We start from the raw sequence: 26902 nt of genomic DNA on the forward strand, positions 1-26902 counted from the left end.
CGCAGCCCCGCGCAGTGAAACGACGCACGTGCCCCTAGCCCACAAGGCTGCGGAAGTCGCCGTCGACGACGTCCGCATAACCGCGGTAGGCCTCAATGACTGCGTCCTCGACAGTCTTCACGTCCAAGTGCGGCAGCAGGTCGTTGGCCGCACCGGCGGTTGCGGGATCCCACTCGAGGCCCAGGGCAGCGTAGCTCGCCGTCAGGACATCGCGAATGGGTTGGGAGTTCTCCACCACTATCACTGAACTGAACAACCAACCACCGGAAACTACGCGTTGGGCGGTGCCTATCAGTTTGATGCTGTGGGCTGGAAAGTCCGGATCCTCGCCGTGGACGCTGAACTCACCGGGGCAGTATTCTCCCGGGATTTCGCCGACGGCGGCATGGACACCGACGCTTCGGAGCGCACCAGCCAGCAACTCACCGAACTCGGAAAAGCGGGCCTTGGCCCGAACGATTGCGTCTGGATGCGGCTCAATGTGGTCAATCACCAAGGTGCCCTGGTGATATGCGGCCGCCCGTCCTCCGGCTTTCCGTATCAGGGGTTCGAAACCAAGCTCCCGACAGGCTTCCTCCGCAGCAGGGAAACCAGGAAGGTTCGCGTCCCGCTGCCCGAACGCTACCGTGGGCAGCGGACGGTACAGGCGAAGAGAAGGACCCAACTGTCCGCTGCGGGCACGCTTCAACAGTTCCAGGGCGAAATCGAGGTCCTCCGCCGCACCCATCGATTCCAATTGGCGATACGCCGTGAGCTGGCTCCGCGCCTCGGCCGACATCAGCTCTTCCTCAACGTCAGGATTTGCTCGGCCCTGCCAAACGGTCCGTTGACGTCGTGGAGCACGGTGGACGTCAGGCCGATGCCGTCGCTTCCGAAGGAGACTTTGTTGTCCAGTCCCAGCCATTCACCGGACGGCGCCCGGTACATGTGGATCTGCAAGTCAACGTTGGGGAAGATGTAGCTGTTCTCCCCCGGAGGAACCCGGGCGGCGATCCCGTTGGCGGTGTCCACCAGGCCCATCAGCCGAGCAAGATCCGTGCTGTCCTGCTGGTCCGTCAAGGGGTGGGAGGTGCGGATCCACACCTTGCCGGATCCCGGACGGTGACCTTCAGCCAAGCGCATCTCCAGCGACCGGATGTAGCCACCGGGCCACACGCTGGCTCCGTCCCATGGCTTGCATGCGCCCGGGGCGGGCATGGACTCGTCTTCCACCGCGGCTACCGCACTGGTGTCGCTGGTGACCATACGCCAAGCCGCGGCGCGGATTGCCACCCTGCCTCCGGCCGAGAGTTCGGCTTGGATGAGCTCAATCGTCCGTCCCGGCCTCACCGTTGAGGTGGTGATGTGGAACTCGCCGCCTGGTATCAGCCCGAGGATTTCGTAACTGATCCGCGCCAGGCGGACATCGTCCCTGGGCTCATGCCTGACAAGGGCCTCGGCAAGGATGCCGGAGGCTGGAGCCATGTGTTGTTCATGGGGATTCCAGGCGCCCTGGGCATGGATCGTGGAACGGTAGCGTCCCTCGCCCAACGATTCGTAATAGGAATCGCCATCCGCCAGTTCCGGTAATGCAGTAGTCAACCCCGAGCCTTTCGCCGATCCAGCAGTAGAACTCAGACCACTGTATCCGCTGATTTGGCCGCGGAACGACGCCTGCGAGCCACCACCACCCAGGCAATGACGGCAGCCAGCGCCACAACTCCCACCCCAGCCCCAACGGGCGACGCCGCTGCGACCGCCAGCCATGCCTCCAGGGCGGCAAGTCCGATGGTCGCGTAAAGAAACGCCCACATGACAGACCCGGCGATGGCGGCCGGCAGGTAGCGTCGCAGCGGCATTCGAGCCGCACCGGCCGCAAGATTAATGGCCGTCTGGAGGCCGATGGTCAGGAAGGAAAGCACGACGGCGTACGGACCCCATCGCTTGATCAGGGCTTGGGCACGGGCTACTTTGGGACGCTCCAAGGACTTCCCAAAACGGGTGTGGGCGAACCCGGCCACGGCGCCCCGGCCAATCCAGTACGTAACATTGACGCGGATCATGACAATCGCGAAGAGCGCCGCGAGGGCGACACCGAAGGGCAAGCTCATGATCTGATCCACCCGACTTAGGCTACCCTAAGCATCGCCGGAACGCGGATTCGGTCGCAGGGGCCGCCACGATGAACCCTAGGATGAGTTCATGGACCTCCGCGACGCCGCCCAGGAGTTGTACGCCGTAGTGCCCCGTGACTTCACAGCTGAGCGAACTGCCTTGGTCCGCAAAGCCAAGGACGACGGCGCTAAGGACCTTGCGAAAGAGATCGGCAGCCTCCCCAAGCCTGCCGCCGGCGCCTGGGCCATCAACATGCTGGCCGTTCACAAACCTGAGGTGATTGACGGCGTCGTACGTTTTGGCGTTTCCCTCCGAAACGCCCAAGAGGAGGGCGACGCGGAGTCCTTTCGCGAGCTGGGTCAGCAGCGGCAAGGACATCTGGCCGCGGCAGTACATGCAGCAAAAGACCTCGCCGGCGAACTGGGTGCACCGTTGAGTGCCGCCGCAGTTACCGATATGGAGCAGACCCTGAGGGCGGCGATGGCTGATGCCGGCGCCGCCGCCGCCGTTGCGACGGGCCGGCTGGTACGCGGCCTGAGCGGCAGCGGCTTCGAGTCCGTGGACCTCACCGGTGCGGTTGCTGCGGTTGGCCCCGGGGACCAGGCTGCGCCCGGACAAGAGAACACGGCGAAGCCGGTGGCCAGGAGCGACGCCAGGAATGCTGGTACTAAGGCCTCACAATCGCCGTCCAAAGAAACGCCTGGGGCAGAGAAGGCACCGCAAGAGCAGGCGACATCCCTGGCGGATCGCCGCGCAGCCAAACAACAGGCAGCGCTGAAGGAAGCACGGAGCGAATTCGAAGACGCCAACAAAGAAGCTCGGATTGCCGAAGAAGCTGCGTCCGAAGCGTGGGACCTTGTCAATGAGCTGTCAGCCCGCAGAACAAGCCTCAAATCCGACATCGAAGAGGCCAGGAAACGCCTGGCCTCCTTGGAAGCGGAACTGATTGGACTCACCAGGGACGCCGATGCCGCGGAATCAAAGAAGAAACTCACAGTCCGGGAAGCCACGCAAAAACGCCGGACCGCGGACCAGGCCCAGCGTCGCGTCGCTCGACTCAGCTAGTCCTTTTTCCTGCCGTCTGAATTTTTTCCGACGGAGGTCTGCAGGTGATGCGTTGCTGGCCCTTCGAGGTACTTGCCCTCGGGCGTGAAACGAGAGCCATGCAAGGGACAATCCCAGGACTTCTCCGCGTCGTTCCAGCTCAGCAGGCCACCCAAGTGTGCGCAACTGGCGGATACCAGGCAGACCTTGCCCTCCACAGTGGACACGGCCGCTGGTTCACCGTTGTAGAGGCCGACGACGCCAGTCCCCTCCGGCGGGCGGGTCTCGTCGGTGATTTCGGGGTTCTTCCGGGCACTGGCCCTGTCCTCGATCATCCGGCGGGCAATGTCTGCGTTGTGGCGGATGGCCTCCGCCGCGCCCTTGGGCGAGGTGACGCGATGATGAATGACGGTGGCCCAATCGGACTGGCCACCCAGGATGTCCGAGGTGATGGAAAGGGCGGCCGCCACCCCGTTGCTCATCCCCCACTTGTTGAAGCCGGTACCAAAGAAGATCCGGCCGTGTCCCCGCGGCAGCTTCCCGAAGAACGGCACAAGGTTGGTCGCTTGGTAGTCCTGCGCCGACCACGTGTGGGTGACCTCCGCGCCCGGGTAGTGCTTGTTGGCCCATCCCAGCAACTCGTCAAGATGTGACTGCGTCGACGCAGCCCGGCCGCCCGGATGTCCATAACCGCCCACCAAGAGCAATTCGCCGTCAGCGGTGGGCTGTGTCCGCTGGGACCGGGTGGGCGCGTCGATGGACAGGTACATACTTTGTGGAATGTCGCCCGGCACCCGCAGGGCCGCTGCATAGGAACGGTGCGGTTCGAGCTTGGCGAAGTACAGGCCACGGTCCAGGATCGGCGTCCCGGTGGCGAGCACTACGGTGTCGGCAGTGAAGCTGCCCCTGCGGGTGGTCACGTCCAGGGGCAGCCCTGATCCCACATCCTGGACCTGGACACCCTCAACAATGAGCCCGCCATGCGCCCGGATATCCTTCGCGAGGGTCGCCAGCACGTCCATGGGGTGAATTTGTGCCTGGCCTTCCAATTCCAACGCTTCCACTACGGGAAACGGCAACCCCGCGTCACGGCTGAAATGGACGTCAAGACCGGCGTCCCGCGAAACCGCAGCTTCCTTGCGGAGCCGCTGCCCGCCGTCGTCGGTGGTTGCAAAGGTGACCGCGGTCCGGCGCTGGAATGGGACGCCTTGCTGTTCCATGTACTGCGCGAGCCAGGCCTGTCCGGACTTGTTGGCCTCTACGTAGGCCCGGACCACTTTAAGGGAGTACTGGCTGCGTAGGGCGGAGAGCACACCACCTTGCAGGAGGCTTAGCTTGCCGGTGGTGTTTCCCGTTGTGACGGCGCCGAGTGTCCTGGCCTCGAAGACCATCACGCGCTGGCCGGACCGGGATAAGAGCAGCGCTGTGACCATTCCCGTGAGGCCTGCGCCCACCACGATCGTGTCGAAATGCTTTTCGTCAGGAATTTCGTCGGAGGTGAAAGGCGATTCGCGATCCAACCACAGCGATTTCATCAAACAACCTGCCTCTCAAGTCACTGGCATGTGTTGAGGGAAACGCTAGGCCGGTCATTGGTGCTTATCAAGGGGTGGGGCCGCCTGTGGCGAGGGCCGCGGCATGGCGCAATTCAGGGTCCGTGCCGGTCGCCCAACGATCCAGAACGCGCTCAGCGCGGTCTTTCGCCGGCCCTTCGAGTCGGGCCAGCAATGGCCTGACAACGTCTTTGGCCAGCGGATCCACCAGTTCCCGCGTCCCGGCGTCCCTGATGAAACCTTCGATGCGGGTGAGGTCCGTGTTGACGAGGAGCGACACTTTGCTTTGCAACAGAACCACCGCTGCGAGACGCCTTTCGAAGACCGGCTCCTCCCAAAGTTCCGAGCTCAAGGCGGTGATGTCGTCATGGTTGAGGTTCTTGTACCGCTTCAGCGTATCCCGGATTGTTCCGCGAACTGCGCCCACAGACGCGCCATATACCTTCAAGGCTTCGCCTAGGCGTTCACTGGCCTCATCGGCCTTTTCCCATGACGACTCACGCTGCAGCGTGTAGTCCACAAATTCGGCGGCTTCACTCACCCACCTATTTTGTCAGTGCCTCCCCATAGCGTGATGCCAACAGTAAACGACAGGAGCACCATGCCGTCCCAAGAGCTCGCTACCGAGGCATCCTTCCCGGGTGTCCCTGCTGCTTCGTCCATGCCCGATTGGTACCCCACCTTGCTCCATACCGTGGCCCAGGAAGTACGCGTTGGCAGGACCCGGGCGCTGGCAGCCGCCAATAGCGAGTTGTTGAACTCCTACTGGAGCATCGGCCGGAAATTGGCGGAGCGGGAATCCGAGCAGGGTTGGGGCGCCAAGGTTGTGACACGGTTGTCTGCCGACATCCGGACACGGTTCCCGGAGGCAAAGGGCTTCTCCCCCAGGAACCTCCGTTACATGAAGAGCTTCGCGCAGGCCTGGCCGGACTTCCCAATGTTGCAAGCGCCGCTTGCAACATTGCCCTGGTACCACCAGATCGCCCTTCTGGAGAAACTCGACGACGCCGCCACGCGGCTTTGGTACGCGGCGGCGGCGGCTCAGCACGGCTGGTCCCGCAACGTCCTGACACATCAGATCTCAACCCGGTTGCACGAGCGTTCCGGCCAAGCGATCACCAACTTCAAGTCCACCATGGTGCCCGCTGACTCCGACCTGGCGCAGCAGGCCACCAAGGATCCCTACGTTTTTGATTTCCTGGCCATGAGTGACCGGCACAATGAGCGGGACCTGGAGCTGCAGTTGGTGAAGCACGTGGAGAAATTCCTGTTGGAGCTGGGACAGGGCTTCGCCTTTGTTGGAGAACAAGTGCGGCTCGAAATAGCCGGCGACGAGTTCTTTGCGGATCTACTCTTCTACCATTTGAAGCTGCGCTGCTACATGGTGATCGAACTCAAGGCCGTGAAGTTCGAACCCGGATTCCTCGGACAGCTTGGAATGTACATGGCAGCCGTGGACGATCTCATGGCGCACCCTGACGACAAGCCGACCATCGGTTTGCTGCTCTGCAAGGAGAAGAACAGCGTGGTGGCCGAATACGCATTGCGCGGTTTCAACGCGCCCGTGGGCATCGCTGAGTGGCGCACGTCCGTTGCCGACTCGTTGCCTGATGAATTGGTAGCGAGCCTGCCGAGCATCGAGACGTTGGAAGCCGAGCTGGCAAGTGAGGCTGCTCGGCTGAACGGGTGACGCCTGGCTGTTTAGACGTTGTCCTTGAACCACGTCAGGGTGTCGTTCCATGCCGCCGTCGCCTGGGCCTCGACGTAGCGTTCACCGGTGTCGTTGTGGAACGCGTGGTCCACGCCCGGGTAGACCTTGAGCTCATGCTTGACCGTTGATGCGTCCAAGGCTTCCTGGAATTGGGGCATCGCGCCAGTGATGCGTGCGTCATTCTCCGCATAGACACCCAACACAGCCGGCTTGATAGTGGGCACCTTGACCAGGTCCGGCGCTGGACCGTAGAAGGCAGATGTTGCTTTGAGCCCACTGATTTCCGTAGATGCCTGCCACGTGATGCCGCCGCCGAAGCAGAAGCCGATCATGGCGATGCGGCCCTGCTCCACGAAATCCTGGCCGTTAAGGTAGTCGAAGGCCGCTTTGAAGTCGGAGACGTGGCGTGCCGCACCAGCTTGGGTCAGCGCCCCTGGAACGGCGTCCGGATCCATCGACGCCGTACCGCCTTCCCGGCTCAGCAGATCCAGCGCCAGTGCTGCATAGCCTTCTTTGGCGAAGCGGCGGGCAACATCCTGGATATGCGGCGTAAGGCCTCGATTCTCGTGACAGATCAGAACCCCGGGGCCTTCTTGGCCTCCGTCGGGCCGGGCCAGATACCCGCTGATTTCTGTCCCGCCGGAGTCGAATTTCACCGTGGCCGTCGTGAGTCCGGCTGCACCCTCCGGAACCGACAACGGGCTCTTGGCGTTGGGAACCGCGGTGGTGGGGCCTGCCGCTGATGTGGCCGACGACGTGGGCGATGGCGTTGGCATTGGGTCCGCGGTCCGCGGAACCTCGTCCGGCGTGCAGCCCACAAGGGCCATGGCCGCCGCAGCCGCGGTCATGCTTCCCATGATGAATGCCACCCGCCTGGTGAATGTCTTGTGCGACATCTCGCCCGACCGGTAGTCGTCGTAGAACTCTTCAATCAAGTACTTTTCGAACTTCTCAAGCTGCACCATGCTGAACCTTCCGAAGATGGCATTTATCCTCCCCTGATGTCTAGACGCGGGCAAGGGCGGGACGGTTCACTGCCCTCGAAAGCCGCATGGCCGGGCCGGTTGACGAACAGCTAATAATGTCGGAGCCGTCTGGGAGAGCAAGGACATGGAGCAGGTTCGGGAAAGGCAGGCAGGCGCTGAGGTGTCGGCTGCGCTGGTTCGTGTTACTGCTCAAGGTCAGGCGCCGGACGTTGACGCTCTGCCTCAGACCCGCACGGTAAGCCGTGATCTGATCAATCAATTGCGCGCTCTAGAAGACATGAAATCGGCCATCACCGGCTTGCAGGCGAGGATCGCGGTGGCGTTGGATCTGGCACAACGGCAAGAGCAGGCCGAGGCTGGCGTGCCCGTGTCCGAGCGGGGTAAGGGTGTTGGGGCGCAGGTGGCGTTGGCTCGGCGGGAGTCCCCGAATCGTGGCTCCCGGTTGTTGGGGTTGGCGAAGGCGTTGGTGGTGGAGATGCCGAGGACTCTGGCGGCGCTGGAGTCAGGGGAGTTGAATGAGTGGCGGGCTACGCTGCTGGTCAGGGAAACGGCGTGCTTGTCTGTGGAGGACAGGTGCGCGGTGGATGAGGAACTCGCCGCGGACACCGGAACTTTCGACGGCGCTGGGGATCAAGCGATCATTGCCGCGGCGAAAGCGGCCGCGTACCGGCGTGATCCGCGGTCGGTGGTGAAGCGTGCCTCCCACGCTTTCACCGAGCGGACCGTGAGTCTTCGTCCGGCGCCGGACACCATGACGTACCTGACCGCGTTGCTGCCGGTCGCGCAAGGGGTCGCGGTCTATGCCGCGCTCACGCGTCGGGCTGATTCTGCCCGTGCGGCCGGTGATCCCCGGAACCGGGGCCAGGTCATGGCCGACACCCTCGTCGAGCGCATCACCGGTACGCCGGGCGGGATCTCAGGGATCAACCTGGACCTCGTCATGACCGACCGAACCCTCTTCCAGGGCGATGCCGAACCCGCACGCGTGAAGGGCTACGGAATCGTCCCAGCAGGGTGGGCCCGGAAACTGGTCGGTGCAGGCGGTGCAGGCAGGGAGATTCCAGTCGTCCAGGATCCCTCGGCTGGCAGCGACTCCGGTCCTCCGCGGGATCCTGAGTTCCAGGTCTGGGTCCGCCGGCTCTACACTGCACCGGCCACAGGAGATCTCCTGACAACGGATTCCAAAGCCAGGCTCTTTCCACCGCGGCTCAGACGCTTCATTGAAACCCGCGATGACACCTGCCGCACACCCTACTGCGACGCGCCCATCAGGCACATCGACCACATCGTGCCCTGGCACGCCGGCGGCACCACCACCCTGAGCAACGGTGCCGGACTCTGCGAAGCCTGCAACCACACCAAAGAAAACCCGGGCTGGAGCGCCAACACCAGGCCCGGGGAAAGACACACCCTGGAAATACGCACGCCCACCGGACACAGCTACCGTTCCCAAGCGCCTCCGTTGCCTGGGCATCGGCCCTCCAGAACGTAATTACCGCCGTTCAAACCTGCCCACAGCGGCATCCGGTTCGTCGCAATGCAAGCTACCGGCACAGGACGATACTTTGTTCGTGGCTGTCCAGGCTCAAGATGTTCAGACACAAGAAAGGCGGACAGCGATTACTCGCCGTCCGCCTTTCCAAAGAGGTAATGACTGTGAGATGCCAAGCTAGTTGGCCAGTGGCCAACTATTTGTCCCCTGTGTTTCCGGGAATTTGCGTCTACGTGCAAGGGGCCCGATGTGCCAACTTAGTTGTCATCGTTTCGGAGGCCACATGCCAGCACCGCATCGCTTGGGAGCGGACAATGGGCACATGTCTTCCGCACCTGAAGTTCTTTACCACTACACATCAGCCGCAGGCCTTCTCGGGATTCTTAGCTCCAGTTCATTGTGGATCTCGAATGCACTGTTCATGAACGATGCTGAGGAGCTTATTCACGCTTCCCAAGCGGTTTCCACTGCCATGAACGCCAGGGCGGACGAACTAAGAGCTCGCTTAGCCAGAAACGAACCTGAGTTCCCAAATCGACCACTGCTTGCCGTATTCGAAGACATGATCGGCCAGTTAGAGGACCTGCACGACCGGGGGCCGTCCTGGGGTGATGTTTATCTTGCGTGTTTCTGTGAGGACGGCGATCTACTCAGCCAGTGGCGTGGCTACGCCGGATCGGGCGGGTACGCCCTTGGCCTTGATCCATTGAAACTACAGCTTAGTGACCCGACGGCCTATATGGGCTCCAGCCTGGCCCGAGTTAGGTATGGATTGCCCGAGGCCATTGACGACGTTACAAGCCTAGTAGAGAGCATCGATCCAGGCTCTGGGAATCATCCCGGGTCATTGGCTGCCCATGAATTCCTTACGGTCGTACGGCTCCTTGCTCAGGTCAAGAACCCAGGCTTCCGCGAAGAGCGTGAGTGGCGGTTGGTCAACATCTCCGATGACAGCAGAGATCTGCATTTCCGGGAGGGCTATTCCGCGCTCATACCCTACAAGACTCATCCATTTCCTTCGGACGCCATCCTGAGCATCACCATAGGGCCGGGAGGAAACAGGCCCTTGAGGGAACGCTCAGTGCGTCAAATGGTCGAGAAGTTCTATCCAGACAGAAGGTGGGACATAAAGGTCACCGCGTCACAGGTCCCTCTACGCTAGAAGTCGCATCGATGCCAGTGGCTGCGCTAAGAGCGGCTGATCTTACGACTTCTTACGCAGGACTCTGAAAAGCCCGCCTCTTGTCGCCGGAGCCAATACCCACGCTGTTAAAGTCTCGGCCAGATCCCTGAGAGTTACGTCCACAAGGCCCTCCAGGACGTCCCTGTCACGGCCGGAGTAGGCCCTAATCATGGAGTCGAAAGTCCAGTCACCCTCGACGCGGTCCTTCAAATCAGCGAAACCCAAGTGAACGAGGCCGTTCCTGAGTTGCCGGTACCTGCGTTCGGCTAGCATCTCCGCTGCGAACGGCGCTTCAAGGGCGGTGGTCAGGTATTGCCTGGCAATGGGACCCAAGGCAACTGTCGAAGCATTGAGGGAGTCGAGGGACTTGAGGATTTGGTAGAGCAGGACGAATCTGTGTTTGAGGGCGGCCGACTCACAGTCTGTGCAGCAGCGCGTGCGGGCATATTGCTCCGTTATCACGCAGGTACCTTGGATCGTGATGAGAGCGGCGGACATCGCAGGGTCAAACTCCCCTGCAAGGATATTTGGGAAGCACTTCTTTGACTTGCCATCCCACCATGAAATCTCTGGGCCGTTCAGAATATTGGAGTGTTGATGTATTTCCTCAGCTCCGACGAATCTGCTTGCCATGTTTCCAATGCCTCTGGCGAGCAGGAAAGCCTGTTCACCCGCCGACTCCCAGGATGCTACGTGGTCGGCGGTCATCCCCATCAGGTAGTGACCGCCTATGTTGGTTAGCAGTGGCACGCGTCCTTGAGTAGCTACGGCAAGGTCATCGCGCAGTAAGTCCAACCACGGCGCTCTTCTGTCTCGTGGGAAAAACGTGCCGTGATTCGACTCGATCAAGTCCTCGAAGTGTCCTGCGACTCCCTGGATGAGCCTTCGGTTGTCCTCAAAGAACTTCCCGCTGGTCCGGGAGGCTGCAGCCACATCGTCATCCCACGTGACCGCCAGATTCCACCCTTCAGTCCGCTCGAAGTGTGTTTTGGCCTCGTACGCCACCATCGCCCCATATTGGACAAAGGGCCACTGTCGGATTGATCCCTTGCCCTGAGCCGAATCCAACAGGACGGACGAAACGTAGGAAAGGTCCGCCTTGGCTATTGATAGGGCCAGCTGCTCGTAATCCGCTGCTTGCGAATCCAGTTCAAGCCCCTGATTCCTTACTGGCAACTCGCTCCCTCAATCACGCCATCCGCTTCGTTTGCCATGGGATCTCTCGCAGGGTGAGTTAGTCGGCCCTCAGAATGATTGGCACTTCAGGACAACATTACCCATAAGCATCGTTGGGCCCGAAGAAACTCCCTTATCGGCGGGCTCTCCCGCTCGCAATCTCATCCCATACGGAGTCTGGCTTGCTCTCGGTCGGGCACAGCGCTGACGCGGTTGATGTCTACTGGACTTTGGGCGTTGAGATCATCGACATGTGGGAGGCGTGAGTGCCCATTCCGCAGCGCGGAAATCTTCTAGCGCCAGTCGGACGAGGACCCAGTGCCTGACCGCCCTCCGTTGCGCTATACCTGCGGGGCCTCGCGGCCAGCCGACGGAACCCACAGGACCTGCATGGTCGCCGACTACGGCTCCGAGAACGACCGCTCCTTCCTCGTCACCGATGGCCGTCGCGAGTACCTCGTAGATGGTGTCAGCAGAACCTGAGATGCTGACAGCGAATTTATTTTGATGCTAGAGCCAGGTGGGCTTAGCGTTGAACTGGAAGCCCACCGATCCCCCATCGGCGGGCTTCCTTAGCGTTGCGGCCGTAGCTCTCCTAGGCATGGTCCCAGCGCGTAATACAAGCCACTGTCCCTCCGGCGTGCACATAATTGGAGCGTCGGACAAAGTTCGGCATCGGCAATGGGGAAGCATGAAGAAAACGCTGATGATCGGGGCACTCGTTGCCGTTCTCGGACTGGTATCGGCAATCCTGGCTTCGAAGTTAAGTCGATCCCTTTGTCTGCCCCCCCGGATTGGTCAGCTGGGCATCGGTGAATCCCCAGGCCCGCATCCAGTCCCGGGCGTTCAGCTCCGGGTCCTGCCACGTTGCGACCTGCCGTGGTGTGGGTCCGGTCATCAACGACCTCCTTGCTTGGGGACTCGCTGCCGCAGGTATGCGTCTGCGCGGCAGGTAATGCAGGCAAATAGCACAGCACGAATCAAAGGCTTTGCCTAGATGGACCCGCCGACAACGCGCCAAAAGAGCCTGATGAGCTGGCGCGTTGAGACGTCGCGGTCGATCTTTGGCCGCATAGACTTGCTGGGTCGCTTGGACAAGTCTGCGACGACGTCGGAAAGTGGCAACGAATCGAGAGGGGCCTCGTGGCGGACGACTATCCGTTGGAAAACCTCAGCGACCGAGCCTTCGAGCAACTGACCGTTGCGTTGTCTCTGAAGGTTCTTGGTGCCGGCGTTCAGGCCTTCGGGGCCGGCAAGGACGGCGGGCGTGAGGCAACGTACAACGGGCCGGTGAATTGGTCGGCGACCACGGACATGGGGTCCGATTCATGGAACGGCTACGTGGTCATACAGGCCAAACAGAAAGTCTTCTCGGATGCGGATCCAATGAAGAACGCGGCCTGGCTGCGCGGCCAAATCAAGGACGAGCTGGACAGGTGGGAGCATCCGGACAGCAAGCGCGGAAAGATTCCTGAGTATCTGATATTTGTCACCAACGTTCGGCTTTCCAGCGTCCCCGTCAGTGGAGGCATCGACAAGCTCGACAAGTACATTTCCGAGCGAACAGCTAAGTCGTTGGGTGAGCAAGGCTTCAAAGGGTGGAAGATCTGGCATCGAGATCAGATCAATGGGCTCCTGACGGTTCACGGCTCCATAAGGCATGCCTTTCCCGCCATGCTCACCGTAGGCGACGTGCTTGAACGCCTGGGCAGTCTTTCGGCGAGACTGCCCAAGATTGATGAACTGCGGGAAGTTCTTGTCGACCATGCCAGAACAGCCCTCGCTGGAGAGCGCTGGGTGAACTTTTCTGAGGCCGGAGGTGAAAGCCGCGACTCGGTCGAGAACGTCATCATTGACCTGCCCGCCCAGATGCAGGAGGGCGCACACGGATTTGCGCTCCGGACGCTGTTGCAACAAGGCGAGTACGTACTCCGCGAATCCATGCAGGACAAGCACCGTCCGCGGCACGTCGTGCTGACTGGAGCCCCGGGAAACGGGAAAAGCACACTCAGTAAATTCCTCGTCCAGGTCTACAGGGCCGCCTTCGTTGAACTGGATCCGGTTCTTCGATCAAGTCACGAAATCGTCGAAGGGACCCACAGCGCCCAACGCCGGCTGAGGCTCGAAACCCCCAAAAACAAACGCTGGCCGGTGAAAGTTAACCTCGCCGAGTTCGCAGACGCCATCGGCCCAAACGGCAGCACAACCCTCATGCGTTGGATCAGCGAGCTAGTCACCAAGCGCTCCAACTTCAATATCGATCCGGCAATGCTGGGCAGCTGGCTCCGGGTCTGGCCGTGGCTCTTGGTGCTGGACGGTTTGGATGAAGTAACCTCCCCAGAGGTACGGCGGCGGGTTCTCGACGAAATTGATCACTTTGTTGAACGCGCCGACGCCGAAGGTGCCGATCTTCTCGTTGTCGTCACAACCCGCCCCACCGGATATACCGAGCGGGTTTCTCCCCGCAACTTCGTCCAGCTGGACTTGGGATACCTGGAATCGTCCAAGGCAGTAGAGTACGGAACTGTCGTGATCAACCGGCGGCTCGCCGACGACCACGAACGCTTGGACAGCGCTCTGTCCCAGTTCAATAAGGCAGTCCTTGACCCAAATGCCGAACGGCTCCTCAAGACACCCCTTCAGGTCCTCATCCTCACCTTCATTCTAGACCGCCTTGGTTCCTTGCCGGCCGACCGTTACCACCTTTTCTGGCGCTACTACGAGACGCTGTATGACCGCGAAGCGTCCAAAGCGACCTCGCTCAGGTCCCTTTTCGCACAACACCGTGACGACATCACAGAGCTGCATGAGCGCGTCGGTATCCTGCTACAAATGCAGGCTGAGACCCTAGGGGAGGCAAAGTCCCGCATGCCGATGTCGGTGTTGCGTACCCTGGCCACGGAGCGGATGATCGAAGTTGGGCATGATGCAGGCACGGAAGCCAAGAAGATAGCCCAGCGCATCGTTCAGGCGGCAACTCATCGGCTCGTCCTCTTGGTTCCCGGAGAGGAAGATACAGTCAGCTTTGAGGTGCGCAGCCTGCAGGAGCTCATGGCTGCCCGCGCGATCAGCTCAGGATCCGATGACGATGTCCGACACCGGTTGGAGGTCACCGCCCCCAGCCCCCACTGGCGCAACACATGGGTCTTCGTCGCAGGAAAATTGTTTACCGACGGAAGCGACCACCAGCGTGACCTACTGACCAGCATCGTCTCGGCTGTGGACGAAAGCACTGCCTTCCCCAGCTGGTTGTGCCCGGTAGCACCTGAACTCGCGGCCGACATCCTCGACGACGGGCTGGCGGCAAGCAAACCCAAATGGCAGCGCCGATTCGTGGACATTAGCTTGAAAGCTCTTCAAGGCTGGGTCCCCCGTGACCCCCGCGGCCTGGCGCTGGGCCTTACTGCCGCAGCAGAAAACCAACCCCTGCGCGTTCACATACGAGGGGCGCTCAAGACCGCCTTGGCAGGTGCCCCTAAAAGCCTCGCCGTCGCCTGCATCACGATAGGTGACAGCAAAATCGGCGGCGCCGCCCCGATGCTCCCCAAATCCGTTTCAGGGTACCGGGCGATGTGGGACGGATCGCCGCCTGAGAATCACACCGGAGTCATCGGACTCGGAACCCTGCTTGCCGGCGGCACGCGGAGTGAGTTGGATCCGGAATCGGCAAAGTTGGTAGACGCATGCTTGGTCGAACTTGACCGCGTCCGGCTCTACGAAACGACCGCAATGGGTCTCTGGCCAAAGCTGCCGGAAGCCATCGAGACGTTCCCGGCAACCGCAGCCGCCCTCAAAGACGAGGAAGCGTCAACGGCCATCGAACTTCTCTGCGATCAGCTCGAACCCAACCAATGGCTGGCCCAAGCACTACTGGCTCGCATCATGTGGCCACCATTAACAAGACAACCAGTCGGTTCCCGCATCCAGATGAGCTTCCGCAATCCATGGATCGAAACACTGCACCGCTGACAACGGTGGCCCGGGTCGACAATCTAATCGGCCCAGGCGAGTATAGCTGGGTGACTGACGAGATGCCCGATATAGCGACCACTACTCCACCTGGGTCGTGGATGGAAACCACCGCGAGTGTACTTCCTGTACCTTTCAGAGCGCCCTTGCCTTACACATTGGGGGAAGCGGTCACTGAATTGGGGCACTGGGCGCGACTCGCCCGGAAAGAATCTTGGGACAATACCAAGAACCGAGACTCCTTATACGGTGACATTCACCATCTCCGAGCGATGGTCGGGCCACGTCTGAGGCATGTGATGCAGGCTCGGACCGAGGAACTTCTAGCTGCCACATCGCGCGATGAAATAGTGGACTGCGCGGGCCGGTTCTTCGATCTCTGGCAACAGCCGGAGAGTACTTCTGCAGCATTTCGGGACTTGTGCCAGGCGACGAGCGTGACTGGGGTTACAAGCTGGGACGTACGGCCGCTGTCTGACATTCTGGCATCCCAGCATGGTCCCTCAGCTGTGGGTCCATGGAGCCGATTGGAGAACGCGGCGACAGCTCTGGATGGGGAACCCCACCCGTTGCAGTTGGAAGCCTGGTTTGAGGGGGCTCCTGTCCCCGAGCCCCTCACGGCCTTTGATCGTCTTCGACTCGCAGAGCGACTAATTGTTGCGCGCCCGACGAGCGGCGAAGTGGTTGTTTGGCTTGCTTATCACCGCGCGATGGTCGCTACACGCACAGTAGCTGGCCCGATCACTTTCCTTCGTCCAGAGTGGGCCATACCCAACGCCAGGCAAAAGGACGGGCCTCCCTTTCCAGAGCGGGACGAACTCCTCACTCTTCTTCGAGAGAGCACATGGATCAAGGAGGTAGAGAAAGCAGTCAATGATCCAGAGAACGAAAGCATGCTCGTGCTCGCAAGGGTGGCGATGGGCAACCGGGAAGCGGCAGGAGCTGTTGATGACGCTGAGCGGACCATCGAAGCAGTCTTGAGCATCGCTGTCGGGGCGGGCGGTGTCTCGTGGCAAAAATCTGGAAGCTCGGCAACCCTCCTTGACGGCCGGACTGCCAGCAACTCAATGGGCGCACATCTTGGGAGTCGTCCTCACTTTGAAGATAAGTACGGAATCCGGGCCACACACTCCGTGCTTGCTGACGTCTCGGAAAGACTGAATGCTGCCATGAACGACACGCCCATGCCGGACTACCTCGTAGAAGCTCTCCTCGCACTCCGCGAGGCAGGCATGGCCAATCACCGTGACGTGCATTTCTACGGAGCACGCGCCGTCACGCCACGGTTTTCTATGGCACTCCAAGATCACGCCATGGAATTGATCGCGTCCTTCGGGTCGATTGGAGCTGCCCAGCTCGCAACTGCCTTGGAGAAAGACGAGACCGACTGGGTCTTCATGCAACGCTTGCTTACGGGAGTAATGGCACCGTTCGACGCCTCCCAGGACGGGCTAAGTGATCCTGGTGAACGTCAAGTTTTGGAACGGACCATCAGCAGATTCGACGGCGAATCGAGGGTTGTTTCTCTTCACAAGGCCGTTGACCTCCGGGAAGAGATCCTGGGCCTTCCGATGACAGCTCTGGCGAGGGCCGACCTCACAGCCGCCATGGAAGTGTTATCGAGACCTCGCAAGGAAGCACAGCTCCTCGGCTCCATCCGCGACGACGTCAGGAGGATTCGTGAACGCCATCGCCGGGTACGGAATGCAGTTAACCACGGCAATCCGCTCACGACTGCTGCTCTTGAGAGTGTCCGTGGCTTCGCGGAACGGACGTCCCGGGCTGCGTTGAACATGGCCTTGAACTCGTACGCGTCCAAGAAATCACTCCCAACTCTGATCGACGCCGGAGAGTCAGCTCGACGTGCCCAGGAACAGGGACGCACAAACGGCCAAAGCTTCATCGCTCGCAACCCCCCGGTCGACGGCACCAACAGCGGAGAAAGATAAAAATGCGGCCAGCTGCCGTGGAGGGGTGGCCGACTTCCGGAAGAAGATCCTGGGACCGGAAGGCCCGTCGCATGCCTGCAACCAGTACTAACAGCGACGAGCTCTCCCCTGCTTCGGGCTTGTTCGGACCCTGACCGACTCGAAAGTGGACTGACCATCGTCGCGAACACTTCCGACCCGGACTGGTTCGCCGAAGACCCGTCCCTGGCCAGACAACGCTGCATTACCGTCTCCCATAGCCGGCCACCACCGGCTATGGGCAACCGCACATCCCTACCCTCGGGTGAATGCGATGCTTGGTCCACCGTCCGCGTCATGCCGTCACTGCAGGAATCGAAAAGAAACTAAGGCTGGAATGACGGCGGGACGGGTGGAGTAGCGCAGGGCAAGAAAACCCTGACCAAGGACGCGGCAGAAGATTATTCCTAGGTCAAGCTGAACGCCTTCATCGAACCTCGCCGAAGCACCCTTCACCTTCAGGGTGCTTTTCGACGTGTGGCGTCACTATATGAGTTTCGCGAGCCATTCTTGGACCTCGGCTATTGTTTCCTGCGGTCGTGCAGCTGCGGAGTACACACGTATCTCGTGGTAGTTGGCGTGGTCCACTGACAGGCTTGGCAGGTCATCTTCGCGCAGTCGCACCACTAGGTGTCCGGCGGCCAGAAGATCCAGGGTTTTGCGTTCGTCGGTCAGGACTTTTGCCGGTGCTGAGTGCCAGTAGGCTCCGTCATATTCGATGACCAGGGTTCTCCCGTCCAGCTCTGCGCTGATGTCGGCGGTCCAAGATCGGCGGGTCGTGAAGAGTTCGTCACGAAGCACGCGTCCCGAGTGCACCCCTGTGAAGGCTTTCTTTGCCGCAGCCAGATGGGCCAATTCAACTTTTGACTTGCCCGCTACTTTGCACTCCGGGCATTCGGCCCCATTGGACCTACCCGGTAGAGGACTCTCCCAAATGTGTAGGGGGTTTGTTGCGCAGATCCATTTGGGCAGATAGGAGGTCTGGGCATAGGGCCGGACCTGCCACGCGGTCTGTGGATTCTCGGGACTCCATTCAGCTGCCAGTCCGGGGTCCGTCCACGCCAGTGATCCCAGAATGGTTTGGCATCTCGGGCAGCGGAGTCGTTCGAATTTGTCACGGAATCTTGGTGAGGCTTCCCACTCGTGGCCGCAGCAGTCAGCCCGCCATATCATGGGACGTTGCGAATCCCATACGACCGTCTGTGGGGTGTACTTTCCATTGAGGCTCGGGTGGAACTGCGAAGCGATTTCCGGGAGCGTGTCGGCAAGCCAGTTCTTTTGGGATTTCCGGGTTGCCGCCGCACGGCAGCTGGAGCACCCCGACACCAAGAAGGTCGTGGCCTGAAGACGCGGGTGATGGCCGGCGGGGCATTTGAAGCGACGAAGTATCCATGAGTCCTCTCCGTTGACCATGACGGTTCGTGGGTCGTCCTCATCTGCCCATGCCGCTGCGAGTTCGGGTACGTCAGCGATGGGGGTCGTCCTCCAGCGCTCGAGCTGCTGCTTCCATTGGGCTAGCGCGATTTCACTGCAGTCAGGACACGACTGACGTCCAGCAGTCATGTCCAATACTCTCTCCGGAAATGAAAGGCCGCATTCCGGGCACAACCAGTGACAGGTCCTCGTAGCGCGAAGGGTCACGGTACGGAATGTTTTTTCATCGTTTCGCTCGTGGTCCCACCATGCCAGGGCTGGATCGTCGGAGTCCACGAGCAGGTTTTTACGCGCCTTTGGGCCGGCAGGACTCGATGAACCGCCTGTGCTGGAGGCGTAGGCGGACTTCGCAGAGACCGGGTTGCTGGAGCGGACGTTGCGGCTGCATGAGCACCCCCAGCTGATGTCATCAAGACGTTCGGCAGATAGCCTTCCGCATGACCTGCAGCGTGCCACGATGGGATCGTTGCCATCATTGAAATCAACGAGGGTGGCGATCAGGTCATAGCCGTTCTTCTCAAGGTGGATGGTGATTTCCTCGACGGAGTACCCGGCATTTGGTGTAGGCGTTCCGGATGTTTCCCGGACGAATTTTGTCCACTCCATCCAATGGCATGCCCGGCATGTCTTTTCCTGCTGTGAGTTCTTTTCCAGGGTGTAGACAAACCTGTAATGGGTCTGGACTCCGCAGTCCAAACAGGTCGTCAACCGCCATTCCTGAGGTCCGGTAAAAGGTTCGTCCGCCCGGAGTCCACCCTCACGCAGAATGTCGTCTATACAGTCCGTGCACCACGCCGGCTTGCTTCTCGTCTTGAATGCGGCCGGCTTGTTGCACCGCTCTGACGAGCAAAGCTGATTGGTGGTGGTTGCGCTCATGGGTCCTCGTGTTTCGTATGCTGCGCCCGTCGTTGTGCATGGACGGGAGATATGACCATATCCGGCAACGACGGATCAGAAAAGGAACGACACAACGCAACTATCCGGTCCGGGCATTCCGGAGGTCAACGCCATCCTTGAAAAGGACGAGGTGGCGCCGTGATCTAAGTTGCCATGCCCAACTGAGTGCCGCCGATCGCCTCGATCCGACAGCACGATGACGCGCGGCTTCAGAACGCCGGACCATTGCAACCTGCCAGGGCACTGGGACTGGGACCTCTCCCTACAAAGGCAAGGGCCATCTGAGGTGATAAGAAGGAGTTCGCAGGGAGGTGGCGGAAACCGAGCGGGATGGCAGGTGATCGCGGCCCGGTTTGCTGCAAGCGTCTGTCCAGGACCCCGGCGGATTCGCCGATGCCCGGGTTGGCTACTCACCAGCGCAGAGAGCCGGAGGCTCATCAAGTCGGATCTCCGTATGCTTGACGGATGCATGACCATGATTACAGACCCATTGCCATATTCGGGGATTGGCATGGCAACGCTGGCTGGGCACTGACGTCCGTGCGGTCAGCTGCACGTGCTGGAGTACGTACTGCACTTCATGTAGGTGACTTCGGATTGGATTGGCCGGGGGCGAAACGCGGACGGTACGAATCCAAGCTGAACAAATACCTCGTAGATCTCGGAATCACGCTGATCGTGTCCGGAGGCAATCACGACAATTGGGACACGCTTGGAAAGATGGTCGTTGAGGATGATGGCTTGGCCACGCTGCGGTCACATATCCGAGTGCTTCCTAGAGGAGGACGCACCGTGGTGGAGGGTCTGGTCGTCGGTGGCTTGGGAGGTGCCTTTAGCGTGGATCTCCGCCACAGAACCGAAGGCAAAGACTGGTGGTCGAATGAAGAACCCACAGTGGAGGAAGCCGAGCGACTCGTCGCGGGCGGCCCCGTCAACCTACTCATTACCCATGACGCACCCGCAGGCGTACCGCTTGTCGGTGACTTCAAGCTGTCCCCCGAAGTTGCGGAGCGCGCCAGCCGCACCAGGATGTTGTTGAGACAAGTCGTCGATTCCCTCGCAGTTCCGCATGTTTTTTGTGGACACTGGCATCAACGACGGACTTTCGAACTGGCGCGCCCTGGTGGAGCCCTCACCCGGGTCGATGTGCTCAACATGGAGAACTCGAGGCTGGGGAATGGCGTGCTTGTATGGCCCGGGGAGCGGCCGCTTCGCATTGAACCGCTCGATATACGCGGAAACTAGCTGGGTTCGTAGAAGGAGACGGAGCAGACATTAGCTGACTACCGCAATGATGGTGGGAGCCTATTCGTGGCGTCGGCAGTTCAATCCCAGTGCAAGAGACAACGTTAGACAAGCTTCGCCACCAGTACTGGGGTCGAAGCCGTTCAGCCTCGGAGGCCGACGAGGGTCATCGTTGTCGAATTACGGTTCCGACAACAGCAAAAAATGGCACCACCCAAACCGGCGGTATACCCGTTCATCATCTGGAAACTGTGGGAACTGTAGCATTTCGATACAGGTGGTACTGGCGTAGTCTCCAGCTGAAGAACCAAGTTGCCCTGTTGCGGCAGAGTCATCACGTCTAGGTTTGCTCCCGGCGCCGAAGCATCGAGTAGGCGAGCCAGTCTGTGTCCGATTCCTTAGCCCGCGTGGTGAGAAACGCCACGAACTTCTTGTCTCGCGCGGCGATTTCTTCTGCGGTCAGAGTGGTCAGGGCAAATGGGTCGCCTCCTAAAGCCCATGTGGGTTGGGGGTCCAGCATGAGGTCGTACGTCAATGCCACCCGTCGGTGCGTCCCGTCAGCGTTGCGTACGACCAATGAATCCATCAGGTCCCCGGTGTCCTGGGAGTACTGGCACGCGGCGACACCGCTCCAGGATGATTCCAATGCTGAAGCTAAGATGTCCAGTTTCGAGACCTCACGCTCAGTGAGGCCAGATGCCGTCCGCTTGACTTCGATCGGGATGAACTCGCCGCGCCGAGTCAGCATGAGCAGGTCAGCTTCACCGATTTCCCTGTTCCCGTCAGCAGGAAAAACGCTCATCCCGGGGTGCATGCCAATCAGATCACTCTGAGTGGCGCGGCCAAAGAGCATTTCGAAGAATCGAGCAACAAGAATGTGTCCCATGGCATCGACCTCGTAAACACGCCGAGCCTGTTCGCTGAGCCGGTACTTGAAATCGATCGTGTGCCGGTCGCCGAACGGGAATTCGATTGCCTTTGCACACCCGCGACAGGTTACAGGTGGCTTGAAGTTCCCGATGGGAATCCATTGCTTGGCACCGCACTTGGGGCACTGGAGGGGGAAGCCCTTTATGACCACGCTGGATCGTTCGGCCCATGCGAGCCAGTACTTGGTCGCGACTTCACTGTTGCTGAGGGCGCGTTTGAAATCATGGAATGACTTCTCAGGTAGCTCGTCAATTGATGAGCCAACGGATTCGCCTGGGTTTGCTTGGATCCCTGCCTGCCTAAGCCGCTCCTTGTACCAGTTGAAGCCTTGCCTAGCGGCCATTGATTCGAGCAATTCAAGGAGGGGCGCGTGGCAGAGTAAGGACGCGTCGCTGAGACCGCCCAACATCTCCACCATGATCCTCGCGGCAATCCCGGGGGCGGACTCGCGCAGCTTGAGGTTTCGGATCGATGCAAGGCTACTGGCGACGAGTTCACGGGAAGGCCATTCGATCGTGGATATTTTGTCACCATGACTCAGAGAAGACCATCTGGTGTGGGCGCCGTTGTAGAACGCACCGTTGTAGTGGTCGACGCGGTAGTCGTCACTGAACGGAAGAGGTGCGTCTTCGACCGAGATGTCATATTGCATGACGAGTAGTCTGTTGATGTTGCGCTGATGCAGGACCTCCTGATGGCGAGCTGAGTCCAAGGACATATAAGCTGCTTGACCCTCCTTCCAGATTAGGACTTCATCACGACTCAACCCCAGAACAGATCCGAACATCAGCATTTCCTCGGGCGGGCGCACGCTCACATGTCTCAGGCCTGTGAGCGCTTCGGACAACTCGTCTGTTGTTACGCTGCAACTGGTCACATAGAGAACGGTTGCTGCCATGCCGTTAAGCGCGATACCTGGCGAGGAAGTCAGCCTCGTTAGGGCATCGGCCGAAAATTCGGCATGCGGGATCCCGATGGGCGTGGCATAAAAGTCACCATGGGCCGCCCTAAGATTCCAGAGCAGGGCAAGGTCTTCCAATGAACCGGGAGAACAGACAACCAGGATGTTAGGACCCGCGTCATAACGCGCGAACCAGGGTTGCGGGAGGACCGGTCGATCCAGTCGGATCGAGGTACTAGCTGTCGCCGCATATGACAGGTTGTGCATCGAGAGCTGACGAGGTGTGAGAACATGTTCCTCCGGCCAGAGCCGAGCACGCAGATCGCTCAGCGATCCAGTCGCCGTTACACGACGGATGTCCACAAAGTCACTGAAGTCGATGTCGGGCAGCCATTGCCCCGCTTGGACAATGTTTGGGTCGACCTTCTCCGGCAATTTCCCGAGGCAGGTGAGATATATCCCGTGCCAAGGGTCCTCAGTGTCCAGGGTAACCACCTCGTGGGTCACTTTGTTTTTGGTAGCCCTGAACGGTAATAACCCTGCGGCTAGCTGTGCCCGGTCAACGCTTCTGGTCTCAGTGAGGTTGATCTTGTCGTTCAGTGCCATTTCCGGGTCATAGCCAGAACCGTGCACGTCGTCGATTTGGGAACCCGGCAGGATCCGACGGTAAAGGTCAGGGATGTGGCCGCTGCTCGTGATGGGCAGGATGATGTTGGCTGCCCCTCCCCATAATTGGCACTCCAGTTCGACGGCATCTTCGAGACTTCGTGGGCCTCCGACCGCCAGCGGGAGCGCAACCCTTCGCGGTCGGGCACTGATCCGCGCGACGTGAGGTCCGTTGAGGCGTTCATTGTCGAGAAATAGCGTCATGCAGTGATGATCCCATGGGAGGCTACACGGGCTGCGGCGGCCCACGCAGGTGATCGGCCCCAACATGATGAGGTATCAGCATTGCCCTCCCGCCCTACATCGCTGCTGCTGTCCTGAGGCGGTCGCGGCCTGTGATGCAACATGGCTCTTGGCCGTCCAAGGTCCGGTTTCATGAGATGCCCCCGGCACACTGGTAGAGGCGAATGCACTGACCTCAGGCTGACCTGGCTGTTGGTGCCAAGAACGTTGAAGGTGTGATGTTCCGGCGGAATCCCAACTCACAGCTAGCGAAGTGATGGCTATGACGACGGTGTTGCAATGCGCGATGGCCGAAAAGATCTCCTGGAAGAAGCAACGGCAACACCGCACACAATCTCTGCCTCCATGGAAGCAAGAAGCGCACTCGAACACAGGGCCTTCTGGTCCTTCCGTGTTACATGTCCGGATCGCGAATCACCGCTCCGAATCCACTCAAAGTGAGGAGAAGCCTCAATTGTCGAGTCTTCAGAAGACGCTCTGTGAATGACGTCGCAGATTCCGCAGAGTGACTTCCAAAATAACGAAGACAAAAGCAACATCAGGGCAGCGGCGCAGTTTTCTGCTGTTCTCCGAGGCCATAACGCGGGCACATTTTGGGGAACAAAACGACACGCACGGTTCGTGACGGGCACTGCCTCTTACCAAACGGTACGCCCGGTATGCTTTGGGCATTCGAAATTGGGGGCAGCACGTGACGCAAAATATATCGACTACGGCCGATTGGCGGGATCCGCAGTTCAGGTCGACGGTCAGCAGGGAGCTCGTCCATCGACGCTCGGTTTCGGAGGTTTTTCCAACCGCAATTACGAAGGCATCCGAGACAGAGTTCACTGTCTGTGCGCAGTGGCCTCGATGGCATGTCTTTTACGCCCCGCCCAACAGCAGCTTCGACTCAGCGTTGGTCGTGGAGACGTTGCGCCAACTTACCGTCCTGATTGCCCACACTTACCTCAGGGTTCCGCTTGGAAGTCCTTTCCTGATGCCCCAAATTGGGGTCGTCATGGAAGCAAACTGTTCCCGAGACGCCTCCCGCCCCGTCGAAGTCACGGCCAAGGTTCAGGTGACCAATCAGCGCACGAGTCGCCATGGCGTCGCAACCTTCGGCACGGCCGCCGTGTTTGTAGTGGACGGTCAGGAAATCGCGAGAGGCGATGCAACGGCCAGGATCGTAGATCCTGCGATTTACAGCCGCTTGAGAAACGCCCATGTGCCGTCGTCCACGGCTGGGCTCGTTCAACCGGCATCAGCCGGGGACGTTGGACATCTCTCTGATTGGAATGTCGTGGTGGGTCGCCCTACGGAACAACGACGGTGGCCGCTGCGGGTGGACACAACCAACCCGATTTTGTTTGACCATCCTCTCGACCACATTCCGGGCGTTCTGCTCATAGAGGCCGTGCGGCAGGCGCTGCGGCTGGAATTTGAGGATCCTGGCTTGGATTTCGCCGCCTTCGAGTCACAATTCCTCGCCGTGGCCGAATTGGGGGCAGAGCACGATGTGGTCCTCGAATCCCTGACAGATGACCATGGCACCCTTCTCGCCGTGGCCGGCGTTCACGCGGGAGATGACGTCCTGATGCGCACTGTCGCTCGGATCAGGCGCCAGCCCCCACAGCCCTTCGCGCTACGACCGTCGTCTCGGCTACCAAGGCAGCAAGTGCTTCCGGATCCAGGCCAGAACTCTCATGGATGATTCCCGGAAGAAGTATTTCCCACATCTGTCGTATTCGCTCGATAACGTCTTCGCGACCGGTCAGAACATTGGAGACCATTTGGACCCCGGTGAACGAGGCAACGATGTACCGCGACAGGAACTCCGGATCAACGGAAGAACGGACGTGTCCTTCTACGATGGCTTGCTCAGCGAGACGGCCCATGGTGGCCATCCAGTCTTCGTAGGGCCTGCGAACGTCCTGGTCGAATGCCGACGCTTCAAGCGTGAGCCTGATACCAGCCCGCACAACTCCATCGGCCGCCAACAGCTCGCCAAAGGCGCCGCAGAGCCGGATCATGGTTTCCAGCGCCGGAGACTTCTCAGCAAGTATGCGCTCTCCTGCCGCCATGGTAACTGCGTGTTGTTCTTCCAACACCGCGCGGGCAAGTTCGTCTTTGGACTTGAAGTGGAAATACATGGCCCCCTTCGTAACCTTGGCAGCCTCAGCGACGAGCGAAATGCTCGCGGTCCCGAAGCCATGCTCTTCGAAGACCAGGGCAGCTCCGGCGATGATCGCCTCCCGAGTTGCCTTTGCGCGATCTTGAAGGACCAACGATGAACCTCAGCTCTAGTCGAAAAACGTATGAGTTGCTTCCAAAGCTCCACCAGGACGGTGAGTCGAAGCGGGTGCTGCTGGTGGGGGCAACCGGATTTATCGGAAGCCACATCTTGCGTGCTTTAAACTCACAAAGCGATACCACCGTATCGATCCTATCAAGAGGGCATTACAACGGCGTCGGATCCTATGACAACTCCGTCATACCGGGCGATGTCACCGATTTTTCCAGCCTGTCCTTGGCCTTGGAAGGTATCGATGTCGTGATCAACGCAGCCTCATATGTGGGCTCGCACGCAGCAACAGCCATAAGTGTGAATCTGGAGGGCACGCTGAACATACTTCGCGCCTGCGAGCAATCCTCAGTTAGCAGAGTCATCCAACTCAGCACCACCGCCGTCTACGGATCCGGACCCCACCGGGGTCCGAAACCCTCAGCGCCCGGCTACCATCCGGAGTCCATCGCCAGCCAGAGCCGCGCAACTGCGGATCAGGAGGTGCTGGCCGCCGGTGGGATCGTCATCCGCCCCAACCTGGTCTACGGCAGCGGTGACCGCTGGGTCATACCTGGAATTGTGCGGATGTTCAGCACTTTAGAGGCGACAATCGACAACGGTGATGCGCTGGTGTCCCTCATCGACGTCGAAGCCCTGGGCAGATTATCCGCAAGTCTGGCCAGGACGCCATTGCCCCTGTCGGGGGCGCTGCACGCCGCCGGCACAGAACCGGTGAGCGTCAGTAACCTGCTGACCCACATTTCTGAGCAGATCCAGAAGCTGGACATCAAGCGGGACTGCTCACTGCATGAGGCTGTTCGCCTACTGGAACCGGCGGGATTTCGCCCCCATCAGGTCAGCATGCTTGGCGCCGATCATTATTACGAGTCCTCCGAGCTCTGGGAGATTGCCGGGCTGCCGGAACCCGCATTTCGCATCTCACCAGATGCTTCGCTCTGGTACCGGCGCTTCCTGACACGACACTGATTCGTCCATAAACATCTGCCCCTCTGCACGGCTTCCCAACAGCCCGCAACCACGACACGCAGGAAATATTTCCAACAACTTGACTCTTTTAAGAAAACCGGACGTAAGGTTTGTTTTGCAGCGATCTCGCACCTTCACTCACGGAGTCGCTGGGACAA

20 protein-coding genes are annotated in these 26902 nt (G+C 60.1%); 9 read left to right on the plus strand and 11 right to left on the minus strand.

Features of this window, described 5'->3' with window-relative positions; all coding sequences use genetic code 11:
- Positions 1–34: 34 nt before the first annotated feature.
- From LN996_RS02370 to LN996_RS02380, 3 genes are read right to left on the minus strand one after another with little or no spacing between them, the layout of a single operon-like run.
- Positions 35–778, minus strand: a complete 744-nt coding sequence (locus LN996_RS02370; protein WP_231338592.1) for a lipoate--protein ligase family protein — start codon at positions 776–778, stop codon at positions 35–37.
- Complete coding sequence (locus LN996_RS02375) at positions 778–1581, minus strand: thioesterase family protein (protein ID WP_231338593.1); 804 nt, start codon at positions 1579–1581, stop codon at positions 778–780. Before LN996_RS02375 ends, LN996_RS02370 begins: the two co-directional genes overlap by 1 nt.
- Before the next feature lie 32 nt (positions 1582–1613).
- The gene (locus LN996_RS02380) at positions 1614–2102 is read right to left on the minus strand and encodes a DedA family protein (protein WP_231338594.1); all 489 of its coding nucleotides are present in this window, start codon (positions 2100–2102) and stop codon (positions 1614–1616) included.
- A gap of 79 nt (positions 2103–2181) precedes the next feature.
- Between LN996_RS02380 and LN996_RS02385 the strand changes: the two genes are divergently transcribed.
- Entirely contained in the window at positions 2182–3159 is a 978-nt protein-coding gene (locus LN996_RS02385) for a hypothetical protein (RefSeq protein WP_231338595.1), read from the plus strand.
- Here the strand turns inward: LN996_RS02385 and LN996_RS02390 are convergent.
- Positions 3156–4673: an FAD-dependent oxidoreductase gene (locus tag LN996_RS02390; protein WP_231338596.1), complete on the minus strand. Its 1518-nt coding sequence runs from the start codon at positions 4671–4673 to the stop codon at positions 3156–3158. The two genes, LN996_RS02385 and LN996_RS02390, sit on opposite strands and share 4 nt — an antisense overlap.
- Positions 4674–4740: 67 nt before the next feature.
- A complete protein-coding gene (locus tag LN996_RS02395) occupies positions 4741–5232 on the minus strand; it encodes a DNA alkylation repair protein (protein WP_231338597.1) in 492 nt (163 codons plus the stop codon).
- 60 nt (positions 5233–5292) lie between these two features.
- Here LN996_RS02395 and LN996_RS02400 point away from each other — a divergent pair, with 60 nt between their 5' ends.
- Positions 5293–6381: a YhcG family protein gene (locus tag LN996_RS02400; protein ID WP_231338598.1), complete on the plus strand. Its 1089-nt coding sequence runs from the start codon at positions 5293–5295 to the stop codon at positions 6379–6381.
- An 11-nt stretch (positions 6382–6392) separates the two neighbouring features.
- Here LN996_RS02400 and LN996_RS02405 read toward each other — a convergent pair whose 3' ends face one another.
- A complete protein-coding gene (locus LN996_RS02405) occupies positions 6393–7367 on the minus strand; it encodes a dienelactone hydrolase family protein (protein ID WP_231338599.1) in 975 nt (324 codons plus the stop codon).
- Between the two features lie 145 nt (positions 7368–7512).
- On the opposite strand from LN996_RS02405, the gene LN996_RS02410 reads away from it, so the two are divergent.
- Positions 7513–8880, plus strand: coding sequence for an HNH endonuclease signature motif containing protein (locus LN996_RS02410; RefSeq protein ID WP_231338600.1), 1368 nt, complete (start codon positions 7513–7515; stop codon positions 8878–8880).
- Between the two features lie 322 nt (positions 8881–9202).
- Positions 9203–10042, plus strand: coding sequence for a DUF2971 domain-containing protein (locus LN996_RS02415; protein ID WP_231338601.1), 840 nt, complete (start codon positions 9203–9205; stop codon positions 10040–10042).
- A 42-nt stretch (positions 10043–10084) separates the two neighbouring features.
- Here LN996_RS02415 and LN996_RS02420 read toward each other — a convergent pair whose 3' ends face one another.
- Positions 10085–11071 (minus strand): hypothetical protein, encoded by a 987-nt coding sequence (locus LN996_RS02420; RefSeq protein ID WP_231338602.1) that lies wholly within the window; start codon positions 11069–11071, stop codon positions 10085–10087.
- Positions 11072–12002: 931 nt separating this feature from the next.
- Positions 12003–12137: a hypothetical protein gene (locus LN996_RS23605; RefSeq protein WP_269215551.1), complete on the minus strand. Its 135-nt coding sequence runs from the start codon at positions 12135–12137 to the stop codon at positions 12003–12005.
- A gap of 245 nt (positions 12138–12382) precedes the next feature.
- Between LN996_RS23605 and LN996_RS02425 the strand changes: the two genes are divergently transcribed.
- Both LN996_RS02425 and LN996_RS02430 read left to right on the plus strand, forming a co-directional pair.
- Positions 12383–15208: an NACHT domain-containing NTPase gene (locus LN996_RS02425; protein ID WP_231338603.1), complete on the plus strand. Its 2826-nt coding sequence runs from the start codon at positions 12383–12385 to the stop codon at positions 15206–15208.
- 893 nt (positions 15209–16101) lie between these two features.
- Entirely contained in the window at positions 16102–17157 is a 1056-nt protein-coding gene (locus LN996_RS02430) for a hypothetical protein (protein ID WP_231338604.1), read from the plus strand.
- A 504-nt stretch (positions 17158–17661) separates the two neighbouring features.
- Here the strand turns inward: LN996_RS02430 and LN996_RS02435 are convergent.
- Entirely contained in the window at positions 17662–19215 is a 1554-nt protein-coding gene (locus LN996_RS02435) for a zinc-ribbon domain-containing protein (RefSeq protein ID WP_231338605.1), read from the minus strand.
- 756 nt (positions 19216–19971) lie between these two features.
- On the opposite strand from LN996_RS02435, the gene LN996_RS02440 reads away from it, so the two are divergent.
- Positions 19972–20751 (plus strand): metallophosphoesterase, encoded by a 780-nt coding sequence (locus tag LN996_RS02440; protein WP_231338606.1) that lies wholly within the window; start codon positions 19972–19974, stop codon positions 20749–20751.
- 340 nt (positions 20752–21091) lie between these two features.
- Here LN996_RS02440 and LN996_RS02445 read toward each other — a convergent pair whose 3' ends face one another.
- Complete coding sequence (locus LN996_RS02445) at positions 21092–23452, minus strand: hypothetical protein (protein ID WP_231338607.1); 2361 nt, start codon at positions 23450–23452, stop codon at positions 21092–21094.
- Positions 23453–24182: 730 nt separating this feature from the next.
- Here LN996_RS02445 and LN996_RS23855 point away from each other — a divergent pair.
- Complete coding sequence (locus LN996_RS23855) at positions 24183–25184, plus strand: ScbA/BarX family gamma-butyrolactone biosynthesis protein (protein ID WP_374202206.1); 1002 nt, start codon at positions 24183–24185, stop codon at positions 25182–25184.
- Here the strand turns inward: LN996_RS23855 and LN996_RS02450 are convergent.
- Positions 25087–25758, minus strand: a complete 672-nt coding sequence (locus LN996_RS02450; protein ID WP_231338608.1) for a ScbR family autoregulator-binding transcription factor — start codon at positions 25756–25758, stop codon at positions 25087–25089. The two genes, LN996_RS23855 and LN996_RS02450, sit on opposite strands and share 98 nt — an antisense overlap.
- Positions 25759–25760: 2 nt before the next feature.
- Here LN996_RS02450 and LN996_RS02455 point away from each other — a divergent pair, with 2 nt between their 5' ends.
- Positions 25761–26744, plus strand: coding sequence for an NAD(P)-dependent oxidoreductase (locus LN996_RS02455; protein WP_231338609.1), 984 nt, complete (start codon positions 25761–25763; stop codon positions 26742–26744).
- Positions 26745–26902: the final 158 nt, after the last annotated feature.

Origin of the sequence: Arthrobacter sp. AK01, from assembly GCF_021109375.1 — a bacterium.
GTDB lineage: Bacteria > Actinomycetota > Actinomycetes > Actinomycetales > Micrococcaceae > Arthrobacter.